At 55.3% G+C, this 17,071-nt stretch carries 16 protein-coding genes; 5 read left to right on the forward strand and 11 right to left on the reverse strand.

The window, feature by feature from the left end:
• The first annotated feature begins 23 nt into the window (after positions 1 to 23).
• From FQ179_RS11365 to FQ179_RS11375, 3 genes are read left to right on the forward strand one after another with little or no spacing between them, the layout of a single operon-like run.
• Positions 24 to 1,214: an ABC transporter substrate-binding protein gene (locus tag FQ179_RS11365; RefSeq protein WP_223146244.1), complete on the forward strand. Its 1,191-nt coding sequence runs from the start codon at positions 24 to 26 to the stop codon at positions 1,212 to 1,214.
• Entirely contained in the window at positions 1,198 to 2,847 is a 1,650-nt protein-coding gene (locus FQ179_RS11370) for an ABC transporter permease (RefSeq protein WP_149397403.1), read from the forward strand. The genes FQ179_RS11365 and FQ179_RS11370 overlap by 17 nt, the downstream gene beginning before the upstream one ends.
• A 12-nt stretch (positions 2,848 to 2,859) precedes the next feature.
• The gene (locus tag FQ179_RS11375; RefSeq protein ID WP_149397404.1) at positions 2,860 to 3,492 is read left to right on the forward strand and encodes an ATP-binding cassette domain-containing protein; all 633 of its coding nucleotides are present in this window, start codon (positions 2,860 to 2,862) and stop codon (positions 3,490 to 3,492) included.
• A gap of 22 nt (positions 3,493 to 3,514) precedes the next feature.
• On the opposite strand, the gene FQ179_RS11380 is transcribed toward FQ179_RS11375, so the two are convergent.
• Together FQ179_RS11380 and FQ179_RS11385 are read right to left on the reverse strand one after the other, a co-directional pair.
• Complete coding sequence (locus FQ179_RS11380; protein WP_149397405.1) at positions 3,515 to 4,192, reverse strand: TIGR04283 family arsenosugar biosynthesis glycosyltransferase; 678 nt, start codon at positions 4,190 to 4,192, stop codon at positions 3,515 to 3,517.
• A gap of 17 nt (positions 4,193 to 4,209) precedes the next feature.
• Positions 4,210 to 5,067 (reverse strand): alpha/beta hydrolase, encoded by an 858-nt coding sequence (locus FQ179_RS11385; RefSeq protein ID WP_370459871.1) that lies wholly within the window; start codon positions 5,065 to 5,067, stop codon positions 4,210 to 4,212.
• 321 nt (positions 5,068 to 5,388) lie between these two features.
• Here FQ179_RS11385 and FQ179_RS11390 point away from each other — a divergent pair, with 321 nt between their 5' ends.
• On the forward strand, positions 5,389 to 6,834 hold the full coding sequence (locus FQ179_RS11390) for a deoxyribodipyrimidine photo-lyase (protein ID WP_149397406.1): 1,446 nt from the start codon (positions 5,389 to 5,391) through the stop codon (positions 6,832 to 6,834).
• A 122-nt stretch (positions 6,835 to 6,956) separates the two neighbouring features.
• On the opposite strand, the gene FQ179_RS11395 is transcribed toward FQ179_RS11390, so the two are convergent.
• The 6 genes from FQ179_RS11395 to FQ179_RS11420 all read right to left on the reverse strand — a co-directional run bounded on the left by FQ179_RS11395 (position 6,957) and on the right by FQ179_RS11420 (position 13,171).
• Positions 6,957 to 8,372 (reverse strand): four-carbon acid sugar kinase family protein, encoded by a 1,416-nt coding sequence (locus FQ179_RS11395; RefSeq protein WP_149397407.1) that lies wholly within the window; start codon positions 8,370 to 8,372, stop codon positions 6,957 to 6,959.
• Between the two features lie 3 nt (positions 8,373 to 8,375).
• Positions 8,376 to 9,641, reverse strand: coding sequence for a ribulose-bisphosphate carboxylase large subunit family protein (locus FQ179_RS11400; protein ID WP_149397408.1), 1,266 nt, complete (start codon positions 9,639 to 9,641; stop codon positions 8,376 to 8,378).
• Between the two features lie 49 nt (positions 9,642 to 9,690).
• Complete coding sequence (locus FQ179_RS11405) at positions 9,691 to 10,230, reverse strand: VOC family protein (RefSeq protein ID WP_149397409.1); 540 nt, start codon at positions 10,228 to 10,230, stop codon at positions 9,691 to 9,693.
• Positions 10,231 to 10,265: 35 nt separating this feature from the next.
• Positions 10,266 to 11,546: a TRAP transporter large permease gene (locus FQ179_RS11410; protein ID WP_223146246.1), complete on the reverse strand. Its 1,281-nt coding sequence runs from the start codon at positions 11,544 to 11,546 to the stop codon at positions 10,266 to 10,268.
• Positions 11,543 to 12,076: a TRAP transporter small permease gene (locus FQ179_RS11415; RefSeq protein ID WP_149397410.1), complete on the reverse strand. Its 534-nt coding sequence runs from the start codon at positions 12,074 to 12,076 to the stop codon at positions 11,543 to 11,545. The genes FQ179_RS11410 and FQ179_RS11415 overlap by 4 nt, the downstream gene beginning before the upstream one ends.
• Positions 12,077 to 12,157: 81 nt before the next feature.
• The gene (locus tag FQ179_RS11420) at positions 12,158 to 13,171 is read right to left on the reverse strand and encodes a TRAP transporter substrate-binding protein (protein WP_149397411.1); all 1,014 of its coding nucleotides are present in this window, start codon (positions 13,169 to 13,171) and stop codon (positions 12,158 to 12,160) included.
• Positions 13,172 to 13,274: 103 nt separating this feature from the next.
• Here FQ179_RS11420 and FQ179_RS11425 point away from each other — a divergent pair, with 103 nt between their 5' ends.
• Positions 13,275 to 14,339, forward strand: a complete 1,065-nt coding sequence (locus FQ179_RS11425) for a LacI family DNA-binding transcriptional regulator (RefSeq protein ID WP_149397412.1) — start codon at positions 13,275 to 13,277, stop codon at positions 14,337 to 14,339.
• A gap of 161 nt (positions 14,340 to 14,500) precedes the next feature.
• Here the strand turns inward: FQ179_RS11425 and FQ179_RS11430 are convergent, their stop codons facing one another.
• The 3 genes from FQ179_RS11430 to otnK form a co-directional block, all read right to left on the reverse strand.
• On the reverse strand, positions 14,501 to 14,905 hold the full coding sequence (locus FQ179_RS11430; RefSeq protein WP_149397413.1) for a PaaI family thioesterase: 405 nt from the start codon (positions 14,903 to 14,905) through the stop codon (positions 14,501 to 14,503).
• A gap of 186 nt (positions 14,906 to 15,091) precedes the next feature.
• Positions 15,092 to 15,775 carry an aldolase gene (locus FQ179_RS11435; RefSeq protein ID WP_149397414.1) on the reverse strand — a complete coding sequence of 228 codons (684 nt, stop codon included), beginning with the start codon at positions 15,773 to 15,775 and terminating at the stop codon, positions 15,092 to 15,094.
• 6 nt (positions 15,776 to 15,781) lie between these two features.
• Positions 15,782 to 17,050, reverse strand: coding sequence for a 3-oxo-tetronate kinase (gene otnK, locus FQ179_RS11440; protein ID WP_149397415.1), 1,269 nt, complete (start codon positions 17,048 to 17,050; stop codon positions 15,782 to 15,784).
• Between the last annotated feature and the right edge of the window lie 21 nt (positions 17,051 to 17,071).

Genomic DNA, 17,071 nt, shown 5'->3' on the forward strand with positions numbered 1-17,071 from the left:
TTACTGTGAACCTGCAATGTAAAATGAGTTCAATGGCTACCAGGTATGCCGTGGTGGCGCTGTATGTATTGGCGGCTCTGCTGCCGGGCATAGCGCACGCGTCGTGGGCCGATATTGAAAGCGAAGCACGCGGGCAAACCGTTTATTTCAACGCCTGGGGCGGCGATGAAAGCACCAACAACTATATTGCATGGGTGGGCAAAGAAATCAAACGCCTGGCCGACGTGCAACTCATACACGTCAAGGTCGCCGATACGGCCGAGGTGGTTCAGCGCATTGAGGCCGAAAAACGAGCTGGGCGAGACAAAGACGGGTCGGTCGACCTGGTATGGATTAATGGTGAAAATTTCAAGCGACTCAAATCTGAACACTTGCTGTTGGGCCCATGGGCAGAACAATTACCAAACTGGCAGTACGTCGACACCTCCAAGCCCGTGAGGCAAGACTTTTCTGTTCCTACTGATGGTCTGGAAGCACCTTGGGGTGAGGCGCGCTTAACGTTTTTGGCCTACCGCAATAAAGTCCCCTCGCCGCCCGAGTCGCCCCAAGATTTGCTGGCGTTTGCCCAAAAGCATCCCGGGCGCGTTACTTATCCCAAGCCCCCCGCCTTTCACGGCACCACGTTTCTCAAACAATTGCTACTGACGTTGGCACCTGCGCCGCAAGACCTGAAGCAGCCTACTACCCCTGAAGCCCTTGCGCGCAATCTGCCAGCACTCTGGGCTTACCTGGATCGCCTGCACCCTTTCTTATGGCGTGAAGGCAAGGCGTTTCCGACCAGCGCAGCGCAAATGACCAGAATGCTGGCAGACGGCGAATTGCTGATATCCATTACCTTCAACCCCAACGAAGGGGCAAACCTGGTTGCCCAGCATCGGGTCCCTCCTGGCATTTATGGGTTTGGATTTCGCCGCGGGATGATAGGAAACGTGCATTTTCTCGCGATTCCCTATAACGCCAAATTCAGTGCCGCAGCGAAAGTCGTGGCCAATTTTATGCTGTCACCCCGTGCACAGGCGCACAAGGCAGACCCTGAAGTCTGGGGGGACGCCACCGTGCTAAAGGTCTCGGCCTTGTCGCCCGCACAAGCTAATTTCGAAAAACTAACGGCGGGCGCACAGGCGGGCGCTATTCCTACGTTGTCCGAGCCTGACGCCAGTTGGACCGAGGCGCTGGAAAACGCATGGCTGGCGCGTTATGGGTCAGGAAACTAGACGGTTCCGCCAGCGGCAAGGTCATCAAGACGACATGTGGCGCGTTGTTGCTGTAGCGGGCGCCGCACTCGTCATTGTTCCTATGCTGGCGGGCTTCTCCTGGTTTCTGGCACCGGCTTTGCAAGCCAGCGCATGGCTGGGCGCTCTGGGCGACCCACAACTTATGGTGGCAACACAGCGAACCCTTTTGACGGCACTTGGCGGCACGGCCCTGGCGATGGTGCTCGCAACAGCAATCATCATGATGGCATACCCTGGCCCGGCCTGGTCGTATCTACGCCTGCGTTTGCCTGTGCTGCTCGCATTCCCCCATGCGGCCTTTGCCATTGGCGTTGCCCTGCTGGTTGCACCCACTGGGTGGGTAGCCCGACTTCTGGCCACCATGCTGGGTTGGGATGCACCACCACAATGGGTCACCGTGCAAGATGCCCAGGGCCTCACGCTGATGATAGCCCTGGCCATCAAAGAAAGCTGGTTTTTACTGTGGATGCTGGCGGTAACGCTAGGTGAACAAGACATTGTTCGCCAAATGACCATTGCCCGCAGCCTGGGTTACGGGCGTATGCAAGCATGGGTGCGCGTGCTGCTTCCGCAGATATTACCCAAATTGGCATGGCCCCTGATGGCGGTGCTAGCCTATGGGTTATCTGTGGTTGATATGGCTTTGGTGCTCGGCCCGACCACACCTCCAACACTGGCCGTGCTGACCTGGCAATGGCTGACTGACCCCAATCCGCAACATGTGGCGCAAGGCACAATAGGTGCCGTGTTGCTGGCCGGCCTGATGTTGATCTGCGTGCTGCTCGTGCGGCTAGCCTGGAAAGGCCTACGTCGGTGGGCACCCTACCCAAAAGGGCATAGAAAGCCTGGCCGCAGAGCGCCGCGCTTCCAGCGAGCCACAGTGCGGCTGGCTTTTTTACTCGGCATACTTCCTGGCATACCCTTGCTGCTGTGGTCTTTCAGCCAAACATGGTTTTTCCCCTCGGTATTGCCAGCCCAGTGGACGCTGTCTAACTGGATATCCGCCGATCTGAACCCCTTGTTCACAACCTTATGGCTGGCACTTGCATGTGTGGTGCTGCTGTTACCGCTGACGCTGATCTGGCTGGAGTGGGGCCCGTCCCGCATTGGTGCACTCATCTATGCGCCGCTACTGCTTCCCGCTTTGCCACTGGCCGCAGCCCAATACAGCGTGCTGTTGCGATTGAATCTGGATGGCACATCAGCCGGCGTGATCTGGAGCCATCTGGCCTGGGTATTCCCATATATGCTGATCACATTGAGCGGGCCCTATCGCACCTTTGACCCGCGCATCGTCACCACCGCACGGGCATTGGGTCATTCACGCTGGCAAGCCTGTATAAACGTAAAATGGCCGATGCTGCTGCGGCCTATTCTTGCAGCAACAGCCATAGGGTTCTCTGTCAGTGTCGCCCAGTATCTGCCGACGCTGTTTGCCGGAGCGGGCCGTTTTGCGACGGTTACTACAGAGGCTGTCGCCCTGAGCGCGGGCGGAGACCGTCGCATGCTTGCTGTGCAGTCGTCTCTGCAAATGCTGCTGCCTTTACTTGTGTTTTTGCTGGCCGTGCTTGTTTCACGCCGCTACGCGCGCGGGCGCAAGGGTATGCAATGAAAGGAACCCTCCATGCTTGAAGTCTGTGACCTGACCATTCATCACGCCGAGCAACGACTTGTTGGGCCGCTGAGCTTTTCTGTCGGTGCTGGCCACGTGCACACCATTATGGGGCCCTCAGGTTCTGGAAAATCTACCATCCTGAACTGGATGATTGGCGAAACAAACAACAGTTTCCGTTATTCAGGAGCCCTATTACTGGAAGGCGAGCCCGTGCTTGACCTGCCTGTTGAGCAGCGCCGCATTGGGATTCTGTTTCAGGACGATCTGTTGTTTCCGCATATGAGTGTGGGCCGCAATCTCGCCTTTGCCCTGCCAAACAGCATCATTGGGGTCAGTGCACGGCGTCAGCGTGTGGACGAGATGCTAGAACACATTGGCTTGTCTGGCTTTCACCAACGTGACCCGGCTTCGCTATCGGGCGGCCAGCGCGCCCGCGTTAGCGTTGCACGCGCACTCATCGCCGAGCCCCGCGCAGTGTTGCTGGATGAGCCATTTTCCAAACTGGACAGCACCCTACGAACGCAGTTCAGGACGTTTGTTTTCGAGTGGATAGCCCGGCAAGCCATACCCGCTATTCTAGTGACGCATGACAGCGATGACACACCCGAATCAGGGGCGCTTACCATGCTTACACGCGATTAGCATTGATGCAACGCCCTAAGGCTCACCGGCGATACCGTTTCGCCAATTCTGCGGCTGGGGTGCCTAGCCTGTAGAGCAGGCGCAGGTGCCACATCAATAAAATGGTTTTGCATGCACCGTTGTCGTCCCAGCGACGGCCTGAGGTCACCACCTTTGTACGCAGGTTTACGGGGCGACTGCGTTTGCGTAAGCGCAATGACAACTCGATATCTTCCATCAAGTCTTGCTGCGGAAACCCGCCCACTTGGGAGAACACATCACGCCGGACAAACACAGCCTGATCTCCCGTAACAATGCCACTAAAGCGCGAGCGCAGGTTCATCATCGCGGCGATAACAGGCAACAAACGACTGCGCCCAGCAATAACAACATCGAAGCGGCCCCAACATGCGCCCGGGCCTGCCATGGCTGAGGCAATGTCAGCAATCGCTGTATCTGGCAAGTAGGTATCTGCGTGCAAGAAAAGAATAACCTCGCTGCTCGCCATGGTGGCGCCCGCGTTCATCTGACTGGCACGCCCCCGCGTCGCAGAGAGCCAGCGCACACCCGGCTCTGTTGCCAATGCAAGTGAGGCATCACTACTGCCACCGTCGGCAACAACTACCTCACACCCAGCGTTTACCAGTGATCGTATCTGTTGACACAATCGTGCGAGATGTTCTGCTTCGTTCAAAACTGGAATAACCACGGACAGTTGCATAGTGAACAAATCTCAGACTAATACACACCCGAGCGGCCGGCAGAGGTACGCAACACAAAACCACTTACCTCGTCGAGCACAGGAAAATATGATCTCAACAAGGGCGCGAACGCGCCAACCGGCAGGCTATGCCCTATGCCATCCAAGCCAATATATTGCACCATCACATTGACTGCACGCAGATGTGCAGCGAGTGCTTGCGAGTTTCTGGCAGGGTCTACCACCTTATCCGCCGTACCAGTGATTAGTAGCGCCGGCGGAGATTTTGCAGAAACATGCCTGACAGGCTGCGAATCAACAGGCGTATCAGGATAAAGAAAGGCTGGTTTGGTCGACTCAGTGGTAATAGGCAAGAAATCATAAGGGCCGGCAATGCCAATCCAGCCTTGCAATGCGGCAGGGCTTACGCCATGTTTTGCAAGCCAGCGCGGGTCTAGCGCTACCATTGCTGCGTTGTAAGCCCCTGCGCTGTAACCCGCCACAAATACCTTTTTGGCGTTACCACCGTACTCGTCTATGTGTTTAAGCGTCCACGCCACAGCCTGCGCCGCATCTTCAACAAAGGCCGGATAAGCCACGTGAGGAGACAGCCGATAATCGGCAACTACCGTCATGATACCGCGCGTTGCCAGTGCTTTACCGACAAAACCATATCGTTTTCGCGAACCGCTATTCCAGTTTCCACCATAGAAAAACACCACGACATCGGGTGGTAGCTCGCTGTTTACAGGCATGTAGATATCGAGCTTCTGCCGCGCTTCGCTACCATAAGAAAGATTATTCACCGCCCTGTTTTTGGTATCACTCCACGCAAGTGCATTGAGAACAGTGAGCGGCGAAAATGCGGCCAACACTATCAATAACAGCAATAACACTGCGGCGGCGTAAGTTATATAGTGTATGGAGGTCAATTCAGCAACCACAGTGAAAGGCTCAACATCGAGACAACAGGCAGCCGCACCTGACGGTAATGCGTTTATTTATCCTTAGTTCTCCATCATCCGCACCCCGGCGGCAAAACGCAAGCGATAGAAACACACGTTCACCAGATAAATATTTCAGCCTTGCGTAGGCCGATGACGGCATGATGTTAGCGCGTTGCCAAATAAGACCGCCGTTAAACATACGGTATGAAACGTGGTGCAAGTTCGCTACGTTCAGTGATACGATCGAATCCCCATTCAAGAGGCCGGGAAATGCACCAATTCGAACACGGGCTAATGTGGTTTCGGCGTGACCTGCGCATTGAAGACAATGCGGCGTTGCATCAAGCGCTACGCCAATGCCGCAGGGTGTCATGCGTTTTCGTGTTTGATTCAGATATTTTGTCGACGCTTCCTGCGACCGACCGACGTGTCACATTCATCGATGACTGCATTACCGAGCTTGACCACAAACTGCAGCAAGCCGGCGCAGGGCTTATTGTTCGCTATGGCGCTGCACATCAAGTCATTCCAGAACTGGCAAAAGGTCTGAACGTAGACGCTGTATTTGCCGTACGCGACTACGAGCCTCAAGCACAGGTGCGTGACGCTGCGGTGGCCGACGGGCTAAAGCGTGAAGGCAGTGAACTTGTTCTGCTCAAAGACCAGGTTATTTTCGAAATGAGCGAGATCCTGAACGGCCAGGGCAAGCCATATCGCGTGTTTACCGCCTATAAAAATGCATGGCTAAGGGCCCTGCGGCCGGTTCATATAGATGCGGTTGCCAATGAACCTCTGTTAAGCAAGCTGGAGCCTGTACCGTCCAACCTCCTTGCACGCCCCTCGCTGGAAGACATGGGCTTTACCCGCTCAGCACAACCCGTGCCCGTATCCGCAGGAAGCGAGGGTGCCCAAGCGCTGTTCGCTGATTTTTTACCGCGCATGGACGCTTATCAAGAACGCCGTGATTTCCCGGCAGCAAAAGGGCCAAGCTATTTGTCGGTTCATCTGCGTTTTGGCACCATATCGCTGCGCGCGCTGGTCAGAGCAGCCTACCCGGCCATGCAGTCGGGCAGCGCCGGCGCAACGACCTGGCTGAGCGAGCTGATTTGGCGCGATTTTTATTTCATGATTCTTCATCATTTTCCACACGTCACAGACCATGCGTTCCGAGCGGAGTACGACGCCATAGAGTGGGAGTCAGGCGCCGATGCAGATGTGGACTTTGAAGCATGGTGCAGCGGCCAGACCGGCTACCCCATTGTGGACGCCGCCATGCGCCAATTAAACCAGACCGGCTACATGCATAATCGATTGCGCATGATTGTTGCGAGCTTTTTAACCAAAGATCTGGGCATAGACTGGCGACGCGGCGAGCAGTATTTTGCCCGGCAACTTAATGATTTTGATCTGGCTGCCAACAATGGTGGCTGGCAATGGGCAGCATCAACTGGCTGTGACGCACAACCCTACTTTCGCATATTCAACCCTGTCGCGCAGTCGCAAAAATTTGATGCGCAAGGTGATTTTATTCGACGGTATGTGCCTGAAGTTGCCGGGCTTTCAAACAAAGACATCCATGCACCCTGGCTGGCCAAAGAAAACGCCCTTATTGCCGCCAAGATAAAGCTGGGCGACAGTTACCCCAAACCTATCGTAAATCACCAGTCTGCGCGCAAGGTAGCGCTTGCCCGCTATGATGTGTCGGGATCGACGTGACGCCAATCCGCTTAATTTCAAACAGCAACTAATTAGCACGCTGAGTGTTTTTCATTCTATTTTTACGCTGCATCAAAGTGTCACAAAACACTCCGTCAATGTTGAGTAAAAGCAGGCAATAACTACCCTTTCAAGTAAGTATCCGCTTTCTTCGCCAGCTTCTCAAACACACCCAACGACCCCATTTGCCCGCCTTTGAGCATGACATCCAGACCGTCCAGCGACGCCTGGTTGGAATGCAACCGGCACAGCGCAACGCCCGGGTCTATCTGGCCAATGTAAGTTAGCCCCCATACATCCAGCGAAAGAATAGCAAGACTGGAGGTGTCACCACCGGCAAGACCCAACCGTGCTGGGCGTTGCGTCTGCAAAACCTCGGCAAGCAGTGAGCCACTGGCCCTTGCCAGCGTGGCGGGATCAACGGCTTGGTCTGCTGAAGAAGCCTGCTCAGCATGAACAAGATGCGCCAGCACATTGCGGCCCGCCTGCAAGCCCTGCTTAATACGTTTGACGATGCCAGCCCGAGCCTGTGAGCCCGCGCCAAGCAGGTCTGCAACAGGTATGGGAATATGCAGATAAGACGTGGCAACTTCAATTTGCCTGGCGGTCAGGGGAGACATACTCCCCGACAACACTAACACTGGGCCAGCCGTCTCTGCACCCTGCGCGGTCTGGTTCTGATCAGATGCAGCACCCAAACTCGGGGCATTGGCACACGAAGAGCCCAACAACTGCCCGTCCTCTTCAGGCGAAACACGCGCCGCACCCTCCGGCGCCATGGCCTGCCAATGCGCCAGCAACGCCTGCGCCACGCTGCTTGGGCCGACAGCCAAAGTCTGACTGCGCAGTGCCCGCTGCCAGATCTGGCGCCCAATAACAGGCAAGTGCGCCGGGCATGCCACGTCAAAAAGCACGCCATCAGGCCCCTGCGTTATTGCAGCGTCCACCTGTTCATCAAGTGCCTCATCTGATTTTTCATAAGAAGGATACTGAACTGCACTTATTTCAGCGAGCCCCTGCTCTGCCAGATGGTGTCGAAGATCAGCCTCGCCCATAGGGGTGACAGGGTGGCAGCTCATGGTCGGGTGACGATCAATACGAAAAGCCTCTGCACCCGTCTGGAAAGCAGCAAACAGATTGCTGAACACGCAATATCTGCCCAGATTAGGTTGCCCGCCCACAATAGGCGTAAAGCCACCCGTCTTCAGATTTTTGCGCAGAACACGTACCGCCAGCCCTATGCTGCCAACCTGCGCCGAACTATCAAACGTGGAGCACGTTTTGTAATGGATGACGGGTGCGCCCGTGCCCTTCAGGTAGGCGGCTACCGCCTCAAGCTCAGCCGTTTGATCCTGGTTTTGCATGGATCTGGCAGCACCGGCTATGCCTACGCAATCCAAAGGCCCGGCGTGCGCGAGCTCCTGATCACTGGGCACACGCAAAAACAGCATGGCACGCTGGCCTTGGCGTGCCAGTGTCGCGAGCGTGTCGGTAGCCCCCGTAAAATCGTCGGCGTAAAAGGCAAGCTTGAACGCCATATGCTATTTGGAACCAAAAAAATCTAGTGCGCGCTGCAGTTCGGGAGCAGTCTTGGCATACTGTTCTTGTGACACACCGTTGCGTGCGGCGTCCCACGCCTGGCGCAGGCTAGCCACCCCTGCCGCGGGGCCATCAGGATGGCCAAGAATGCCGCCGCCTGACATAAACAGCAAGTTTTCACCCGCTGCGGCGTAAGTCGCTGGTACGGTACCGGCCCATTGTCCAGAGGAAAATGCAGGCATGACCTCGTCTTTCAGCCCTGGCGCCAGTGGCTGGAGGCAATCGCGCGCCGACTCAATTACTTCTTCATCCGATTGTGCAAACTTGCCCTGCAGCCCGTGAACGTGCATGTGATCGACCCCAGCCAGACGCCAAAGCGTTTGATATGCCTGAAACGATATGCCCAACAACGGGTGCCGTGAAAACGCACCATAACCGTTGCGGTGCCCATGCAGGGCTAAAGGCGTACTGCGACGTAAGCTTTGAACTGCTGACATGCCACAACTGTTAAGGCTGGCCATTACACAGCTACCACCTTCACGCTCTACCAGATCGGCGTGTGCACGCATGGCATCCAGCTCGTCGCTAATGTTAAAGGCCATCATCACATGCTTGCCAGTGCGCTCCTGGTGTTCACGTATAGTCTTCATGACGGCAGGCACGCGTTCGGCCAGCGGCGCATGCATGGGGTTGGCGCAGATCTCATCGTCTTTGATGAAGTCGACGCCTGCCTCACAAAGCTGTTGCACCAGCTCAGCCGTTTGCTTCGCAGACAGGCCAACATTAGGCTTGATAATGGTGCCTATCAGCGGGCCATTTGCCACACCCGCCGCTACACGCGTACCGGCAAGCCCCACGCGCGGCATGTCAAAAGTCTTGCGGTACTCAGCCGACAAAAGCAGCGACTCCAGGCGCAGGCCAGTCACCTCGCCCAGATCATATAAGTTACCCGCCACCGTTGCCGCCAGCGTAGGTAGGTTATTGCCTACATTGGCCACGGGGAACCCAATGCGCACCTTAAACTGCTGCCATGGCCCCTTAACCCCTTTACGCTCCAGCCAGGCATTTGGCAACGATGGCCTGTCGCTCTGTGACAGCACCTGGACGCTCTGCACAACTGCCCTGGCACGCTGGCGCAAGAGGTCAGTTTCGCCCTGAACACGGGTAAACGTGCCACAAGATTGCTCTCCAGCCATTATTTCTGCGACGCGCTCCGGATCCAGGGGCGACTCGACAAGATACTCGGCTACGTAAACATCGGCATTCATAACGTCTTCCACAGCAACAGATTCAACAGACAGACCAGCCGCGCCACCATTACAGCGTGGCCAGGTCAGGAAAGGGACGCACCGGGTCGCTGCCATCCCATTGTTCCGACGCGTTGCGAATAAGGTCAAACAGTTTGCCCTTGGGACCGGCCACTTCAGACAACTCGATGACGGTGCCAGGGTGGTACTCGGTATCAAAGTAGATGAAGCGCCCGTTCTTGCCCACTTCGCCACTCATCACAGGCTTGAAACCCTGCGCAAGAAGCCGCTCCAGATCGTCGTCGTAGCGTTGCGTCCAGTAGGCCACATGCTGCAGTCCTGTGTTGCCCGCTTGCTGGAAATCACGATACATGGACGGAACGTCATTGCGTGTCTGAATCAGTTCAACCTGCAGTGGCCCAGAATTGGCCAGCGCCACCGAGTTATGTGGCTCGTATTCTTGCCCTTTGTACTGGTAGTTCTCAATCGGCACACGTGGGTTGTAGTACCACGGGCCAACACCCAGGGTTGTGCTCCAGTATTCCATAGCGGCTTCGATATCCTTCACAACATAACCAAGCTGCCGGATTTCGCCAAAGAAACGACTCATCTGATTTACTCCAGTTAAACAACTGCGTCGTTCTCTCAACGCATAAACAAGTTAGGTAGCCACAGCGAGACATCGGGCACCAATGTCACCACCAGCAGCGATAGAATCAGGGGAATAAAAAATGGCAAGGTGCCGGCAATCACGCGATGCAAAGGCATACGCGCCACAATGCTGACCATGTAAAGGCTCATGCCTACTGGCGGCGTCAACAGGCCAATCATCAGGTTCAACACCATGACTACACCCAACTGAACCGGGTCCACACCAGCCGCCAGCAGCGCTGGCGCCAAAATGGGCGCGAGTATCAAGATGGCTGCAATCGACTCCATAAACATGCCTACGATCAATAACAGCACGTTCACAATTAACAGCAGCGCGACCGGGTTATCAGAAAGATGCAGCAGAAACTCGCTGGCCAGCATGGGTACCTGATCAATCGTCAGCACCCAGGCAAACAAGGCGGCTGCACCCACAATGAACAGCACGCTGGCGGTCGAATGCACTGTTTCCCGCGCCGCCCTGATAACCAGACGCCACGTCAATTGGCGATACACCACAAACCCCAGAAACAAGGCGTACACAACGGTTATGCCTGCCACTTCGGTTGGGCCGAACAAACCGCTAACCAGCCCACCAATCAAGATCAGCGGTGCACACAAAGCCGGAAAAGCCACTACAGCCTTGCGCCCCAGGATTGCCAGACTGACTTCAATCGTGTCACGCGGCAGATTCTGGCGCCGCGCCATATAAGCAATCTGCGCCATCAGAAGCAAGGTGATGATCAGGCCAGGAATAACACCGGCGAGCAACAACTTCACTGCTGACACGTCTGCAGCCGAAGCAAAAATAATCAAAGGAATGCTTGGTGGAAAAATAGGGCCTATCGTCGCCGACGCCATCGTGATGCCGGCCGCGAACTCGCCGCTATACCCTTGTTCGCGCATCAGGCGCATCTGCGTGCCACCCAGCGCACCAATGTCGGCAAGGGCTGCGCCAGACATACCAGAGAAGATCAGGCTGGTAAGCACAGAGACATGGCCCAACCCACCACGAATACGTCCGACCAGCAGGCGAACCAAGTCAAACAAATGGCCTGTTATCCCCGAGGCATTGAACAGGCTTGCCGCAAAGATAAACATGGGTACAGCCAAAAGGGGCGTGGAGTCCAGCGCATTGACCATGCGCTGAGCCAGCACAGACAGTGGAAGCTCAAACCACCACAGCACAATACCCGCCGATACCGCCATGGAGACGGCAATGGGCACGCCCAAGAGCATGATCACCAAGAACAGCACCAATATGCTCAGACTCATCATGGCGTGGGCCCTTTCGCGGCGCCCGCAACAGGATCTTGGTTCGAAAGTACACGCCAGAATCTCAGGATCGCGACCAACGTGAACAGTGCAATGCCCAGCATGGCAGGCAGGTAAAACACGAGATTGGGCATACGCAATGCGGGGGTGACGAACTTGCCGGCCTTCAGCAGAAACTGATAACCACCAGCCAGAAAGAAGCCGCAAAAGCCCAGAATCATTAACTCATTGAACAGCTTAAGCCCACGCCCCAGGCGACCCTGCACCCGACTGCTGATAAGATCAACCGAGATATGCCCACCGCGCAGCAACAGCAACGGAATCGCCAGATAAACAATACCCAGGCCGCCGTAGCGCGCAAGCTCATCAGCCCAGGGTAAGCCGATCTGCAGCACGTTGCGGGCAAATACCTGGAGTACTACCAGAAAGGTTGTAAACAAAAGCATGGCAATGGCGATACGCTCAAACCAGCAACAGGCCTGCTCAAGCACGAGCACCGCCCCCGCCGGGGACGGATTGTGAGTCTTGGTCATGGGTAAGATTCCAGAACGCGCTTCTGCCAACAGCCAGGAGAAGCAAAGCCGCAGCGGGAAGCCTGTATGGCTTCCGCCCGTTTACTTGATATCGGCGATCTGCTTGTAAAGGTCACCAAACTTGCCGTCAAAACGCTCGCTGACCAGTTTGTGTGCCCTTTCGCGAAATGCATCCATCTGCAGACCATCTTGCTCGTCGATGACGGTCATCTTCAGCTCTTTCAGCTTGGCCAGTTGTTCCTGCTCCAGAGACTGGACCATTTCTGTGGCTTTGGTTCTGGTTTCCGTGGCAGAGCGCTCAAAAGCAGCGCGCTGCTCGTCAGTCAGCTTTTGCCACACACGCTCGTTCATGATGATGACTTGCGGGTTAATAATGTGACGGGTCATCATGAGGTGGGATTGCGCTTCGTACAGCTTACTGTTTAGCACGACGTCTACGGGGTTTTCCTGCCCCGATACCTGGCCGGTCGCCAGCGCGGTAGGAACCTCCGACCAATCTACAGGCACGGGCACGGCACCCAACGCTTCAACCGCCGTCATGTAAATGGGAAACGGCAGCGCTCTGATCTTTTCGCCAGCCAAATCCGACGGCTGCTTGACGGCCTTGTTGGCTGTCAGGTTACGTGTACCAAAATAATAGGCATACAAAGGGCGTACACCTGCGGCTTCGATTAACCCCTTGCTCAGTGATTTCATAACCGGTGACTCGGGAGCCGTCACCTTCATCAGATGGTCTACATCGCGATACAGGTAAGGGGTGTCCAGCGCCGCAAACGGCTCATAGAGTGAGCCCGTTCCGCCAGCCGTGTTGTGAGACAAGGCAATGACGCCGGTTGAGGTCGCTTCAGCCATTTCCTGCATTTTTCCCAACTGCGAAGATGGGTACACCTTAATGACCACTTCACCATTGGTGTATTGCTTTACCTTGTCTGCAAACATCTGGGCTTGCAGGCCAGCAACACTGCTGGGTGAGTTCATGTGACCGTAACGCAGCTCTAGTGTTTTGGACAGAGCGAGTGGTGCAATTGCACACATGGCCAAGACGGTTGCCGCGCGCAATGCTTTATGCGGAACGACGTTCAGCAGCTTAAACATTTGATGTCTCCTTGATTTTAATTGATGTATTTATACTGGATAATTGCTGATATTTTGGCCTATACTGGCCGAGAAGGTCAATCAAATCTCATGATGGATTTTGATGTTAAATATAGAAGAAAACAATCCAACGACATCAAGCGATGCACGTGCCAGCATCGCCAGCATCGCCCGACAGGCAGGTGTTTCAACAGCCACTGTTGATCGCGTGCTCAATGGCAGGCCAGGTGTGCGGGCCGCTACCGCACAGCGTGTACTCAAAACGGCAGCAGAACAGGGCTACTTGCCCGACAGCGACCTCTACAAGGCCACGCAGGCACCCGCCATGCGGGTGATGTTTTTGCTTCCTTCAGGCATGAATCGCTATCTGAACATGCTGGGTGATTATGCGGGCTCTGCTCACGAACAGCTGGATCGCTACAACGTGCATTGTCGTAGCCGTTATGTGGACGGCTTTGATCCCCAGAAACTGGCCGAAACACTGCTGCGCGAAAGCAAACACGCCGACGGTATCGCCTTCATGGCGCTGGAACACCCTGTGGTTCGCGAAGCCGTAAACATCCTGGCCGAACGTGGGGTACACACGGTCACGCTGATCTCTGACCTGTCTCGCGCGGCGCGTAAAGCCTATGTGGGGCTGGATAACCGCGCAGCAGGGCGCAGTGCCGGTCTGCTTATGGGTCGCTTTGTTGGCCCGCGAGCCGGCAAGGTGGCAATGATCGCTGGCAGCCGTTATTACCGCGGCCATGAAGAGCGCGAAATGGGCTTCCAGCACATTCTTGAAGAAAAATTTCCGGCGCTTGACCTGGTCGGGCTGCGCGAAGGCAGGGACGATGCGGCCACCAACTATCGTCAGTCGCGCCTGTTGCTGGAACAATACCCCGACCTGGTGGGCATCTATAACATTGGCGGTGCCTCAGATGGCGTGGCCAAGGCAATGAAAGAAGCCGGGCGTGATCAAAACATTATTTTTATTGGCCACGGCCTTACCCCCGACACACGCGCCCTGCTTATCGATGGGTCTATGGATGCGCTGCTTAATCAAAACCTGCATCAAACCGTAGTGAACACAGTACGCATCTTTGCCAATGTACGTGACGGTCTGGAACCCATGACCGGCATTGAGCCTACGCAGATCAGCGTTATTTTTAGTGAAAACCTGCCGTGATCCGGCTCGGGCTCGGGCTACGGCTCGGGTTAGGGCTATAGAACCTTATGCTCAATACCGCGTGTGTGCTCTCGCTGTTAGGGCCACACCACCCACCCCATCGCGAGTGGCTTGGGTCATAGCGCTTCGCGCGCGAAGCGCCGTAAGCCACACCTAAAAGCTCATGGTTCGCGAACAATCTTGAAAATGCCCTGGCACGTTGCAATGGTGCACTCTTCTACCATTACTTCGCCCACCATAAAAACCATAGACCGGGTTGCCCGCACCACTCTGCCTGTGGCGATCAAAAGTTCACCGCAGCGGGCCGCATCTAAAAAACTGCTGTTGAGCTGAACTGTAACGCAAGGCGTCTTGCCGGCATGGTGCCACGCCAGCGCACTTAACGCCTGATCCAGCAAGGCTGTAATGGTGCCACCATGAACCAAGCCTGCTGCATTCAAATGGTTGTCGCTTGCCACCAAGCCATATTGCCAGCCACCATCAACTTTTTTGCTAAACAATGGGCCTACCGCGCCCATTAATCCGCCTAGCTTGTGCTCGCGCCAGCCCGAAAGATCAATGTCCATATTATGTGCGTTCCGTATCAGTCATGTGCGTAATGCCCACTATAACGTTGCATGCCTCGCTCATGACTAAGGTATAGCGTCAATATCCAGTATTAGACACCGCGACCATCAACATGCAATATGGCTGCGCGCAACTGCCAGTGGACGAAATGCTAGTCGCTCTAGATCTGACGCATGTTTTATGACTTACCAGCGGGCGCCGAACGTAATTCTGAGTTCCTGCAATTGGGTCGCGTCAAGCGGTGCAGGCACATCTTTTAACTGTTTGCAGTGCAGCCAAAGTCGTGCCGTCTCCTCAAGCTCTTCGAGCGTTGCCATGGCAGCAGCGGCCGAGTTGTGCCATACGTTGGGCCCAAGCCTCTCGAGCATGACGGCACGTATGGGCACGCCACGGTGGCCATACCTGAGGATAGCCTGTTCAACTAGCTCGGCTGCCTCTGTGGCACCCGGGCGATGATAAGCAATAAGCGGTACATGCCCCACTTTCATCACAAAATAAGGGGTGAGAGCTGGAATAAGTTCAGAATCCAGCTTTATGTCACCGTGCTGGAGCGACAAACTCGTGCAGGCATGACTATGTGTGTGGATTACACACGCTGTATCGGCATCGAATGCACGTGCCGCGCCATAAATACGCTGATGAAGCACGATGGTTTTGCTTGGCTTGGCACCACTAACATGGTGGCCGTTTCTATCGAGCTTGGGCAACGTGGCCGGATCAAGAAAGCCCAGGCATGCGTCGGTGGGCGTAATGAGGAAGCCGTCATCAAGACGCACACTGATATTGCCCGCTGTGGCATGTACATAGCCCCGATCAAACAGGCTTTTGCCTACCCTGCAAATTTCTTCACGCGCCTGGCTTTCATTCATGACTAATCACGCTATCCTGGAAAACGCTTTAATAAAAAAATCTTCTGAACCAAAGTTGCCTGATTTCAATGTAATGTGCACGCCCTTGCCACCATCCACACCGGTAAGGGCATAACACCAAGGCACTCCCGGATCGATCTGGGGCCCAATTTGCATTTGCGTAATGCCCAGTGCCTTAACACATGCGCCAGAGGTTTCACCTCCCGCGACGATAAGTTGACCAACACCAGCATGCACCATGCCAACGGCGATATTAGCAATGGTCGCTTCCACCTGAGCACCAATAGGTGCAGCACCAAACTGGCTCTGCACCTGGCTGACCGTTTTCGGATCTGAAGTTGAATAGACCAAAACTGGCCCCTGTGCTAGTGCCGGAAGTATGCGTTCCAGCATCGTACTGGCCACATCTTTGCCCGAGGCAATTTGTACAGGATCCAGAGCAAACGCCTGATAACCCGCACGCATAAATGCAGCCACCTGATTGTTGGTTGCAACCGAACAACTGCCAGAAACAATAGCCTGATAACCTTGCGCTGCCGGCAGGGCAGCAGCCTGATTATTTGCTGAAAGATTAAAGTTTTGGGGCAAGCCAATTGCCACACCCGAACCTGCGGTAACCAAGGACAGGCCTTTGACCGCCTCACCAATACTGAGCAAATCATCATTGCTGACCGCATCGACGATGGCAATACTCACGCCCTCCGCGCGCAACGCCTGCATACGATGCCGAATCGCCTCTACACCTCGACTTACGTCGCTGTAATCAATGAGACCGACTTTACGGCGACATTGCGACTGCATCACTCGCACCAAATTAGAATCTGTCATGGGCGTAAGCGGATGGTTGCGCATGCCACTTTCGTGTAGCAGCACATCACCGACGAAAAGGTAACCTTTGAACACCGTACGGTTATTGTCGGGGAAGGCCGGCGTGGCAATCGTAAAATCAGTGCCAAGCGCGTCCATCAGCGCTTCAGTAACCGGGCCGATGTTGCCCTGTGCTGTACTGTCGAAGGTAGAGCAATACTTGAAATAAATCTGTTGCGCACCCTGCTCCTGCAGCCACCTGAGGCCCTCGAGTGTTTCGCTGACGGCAACATCAGTTGCTTCAGTACGCGACTTCAGCGCAATGACCACGGCATCAACGTCAACTGGGGGCGGGCCCGAAGGTATGCCTATGGCCTGTAAAACACGCATACCTGCCTGCACCAGATTATTTGCCAGGTCAGTGGCCCCCGTGAAATCGTCTGCTATGCAACCTAGCTTAATGCTCATGCCAAACCCCAAGTAGTCTCG

Origin of the sequence: Pusillimonas sp. ANT_WB101 (assembly GCF_008369125.1) — a bacterium.
Taxonomy (GTDB): domain Bacteria; phylum Pseudomonadota; class Gammaproteobacteria; order Burkholderiales; family Burkholderiaceae_B; genus Allopusillimonas.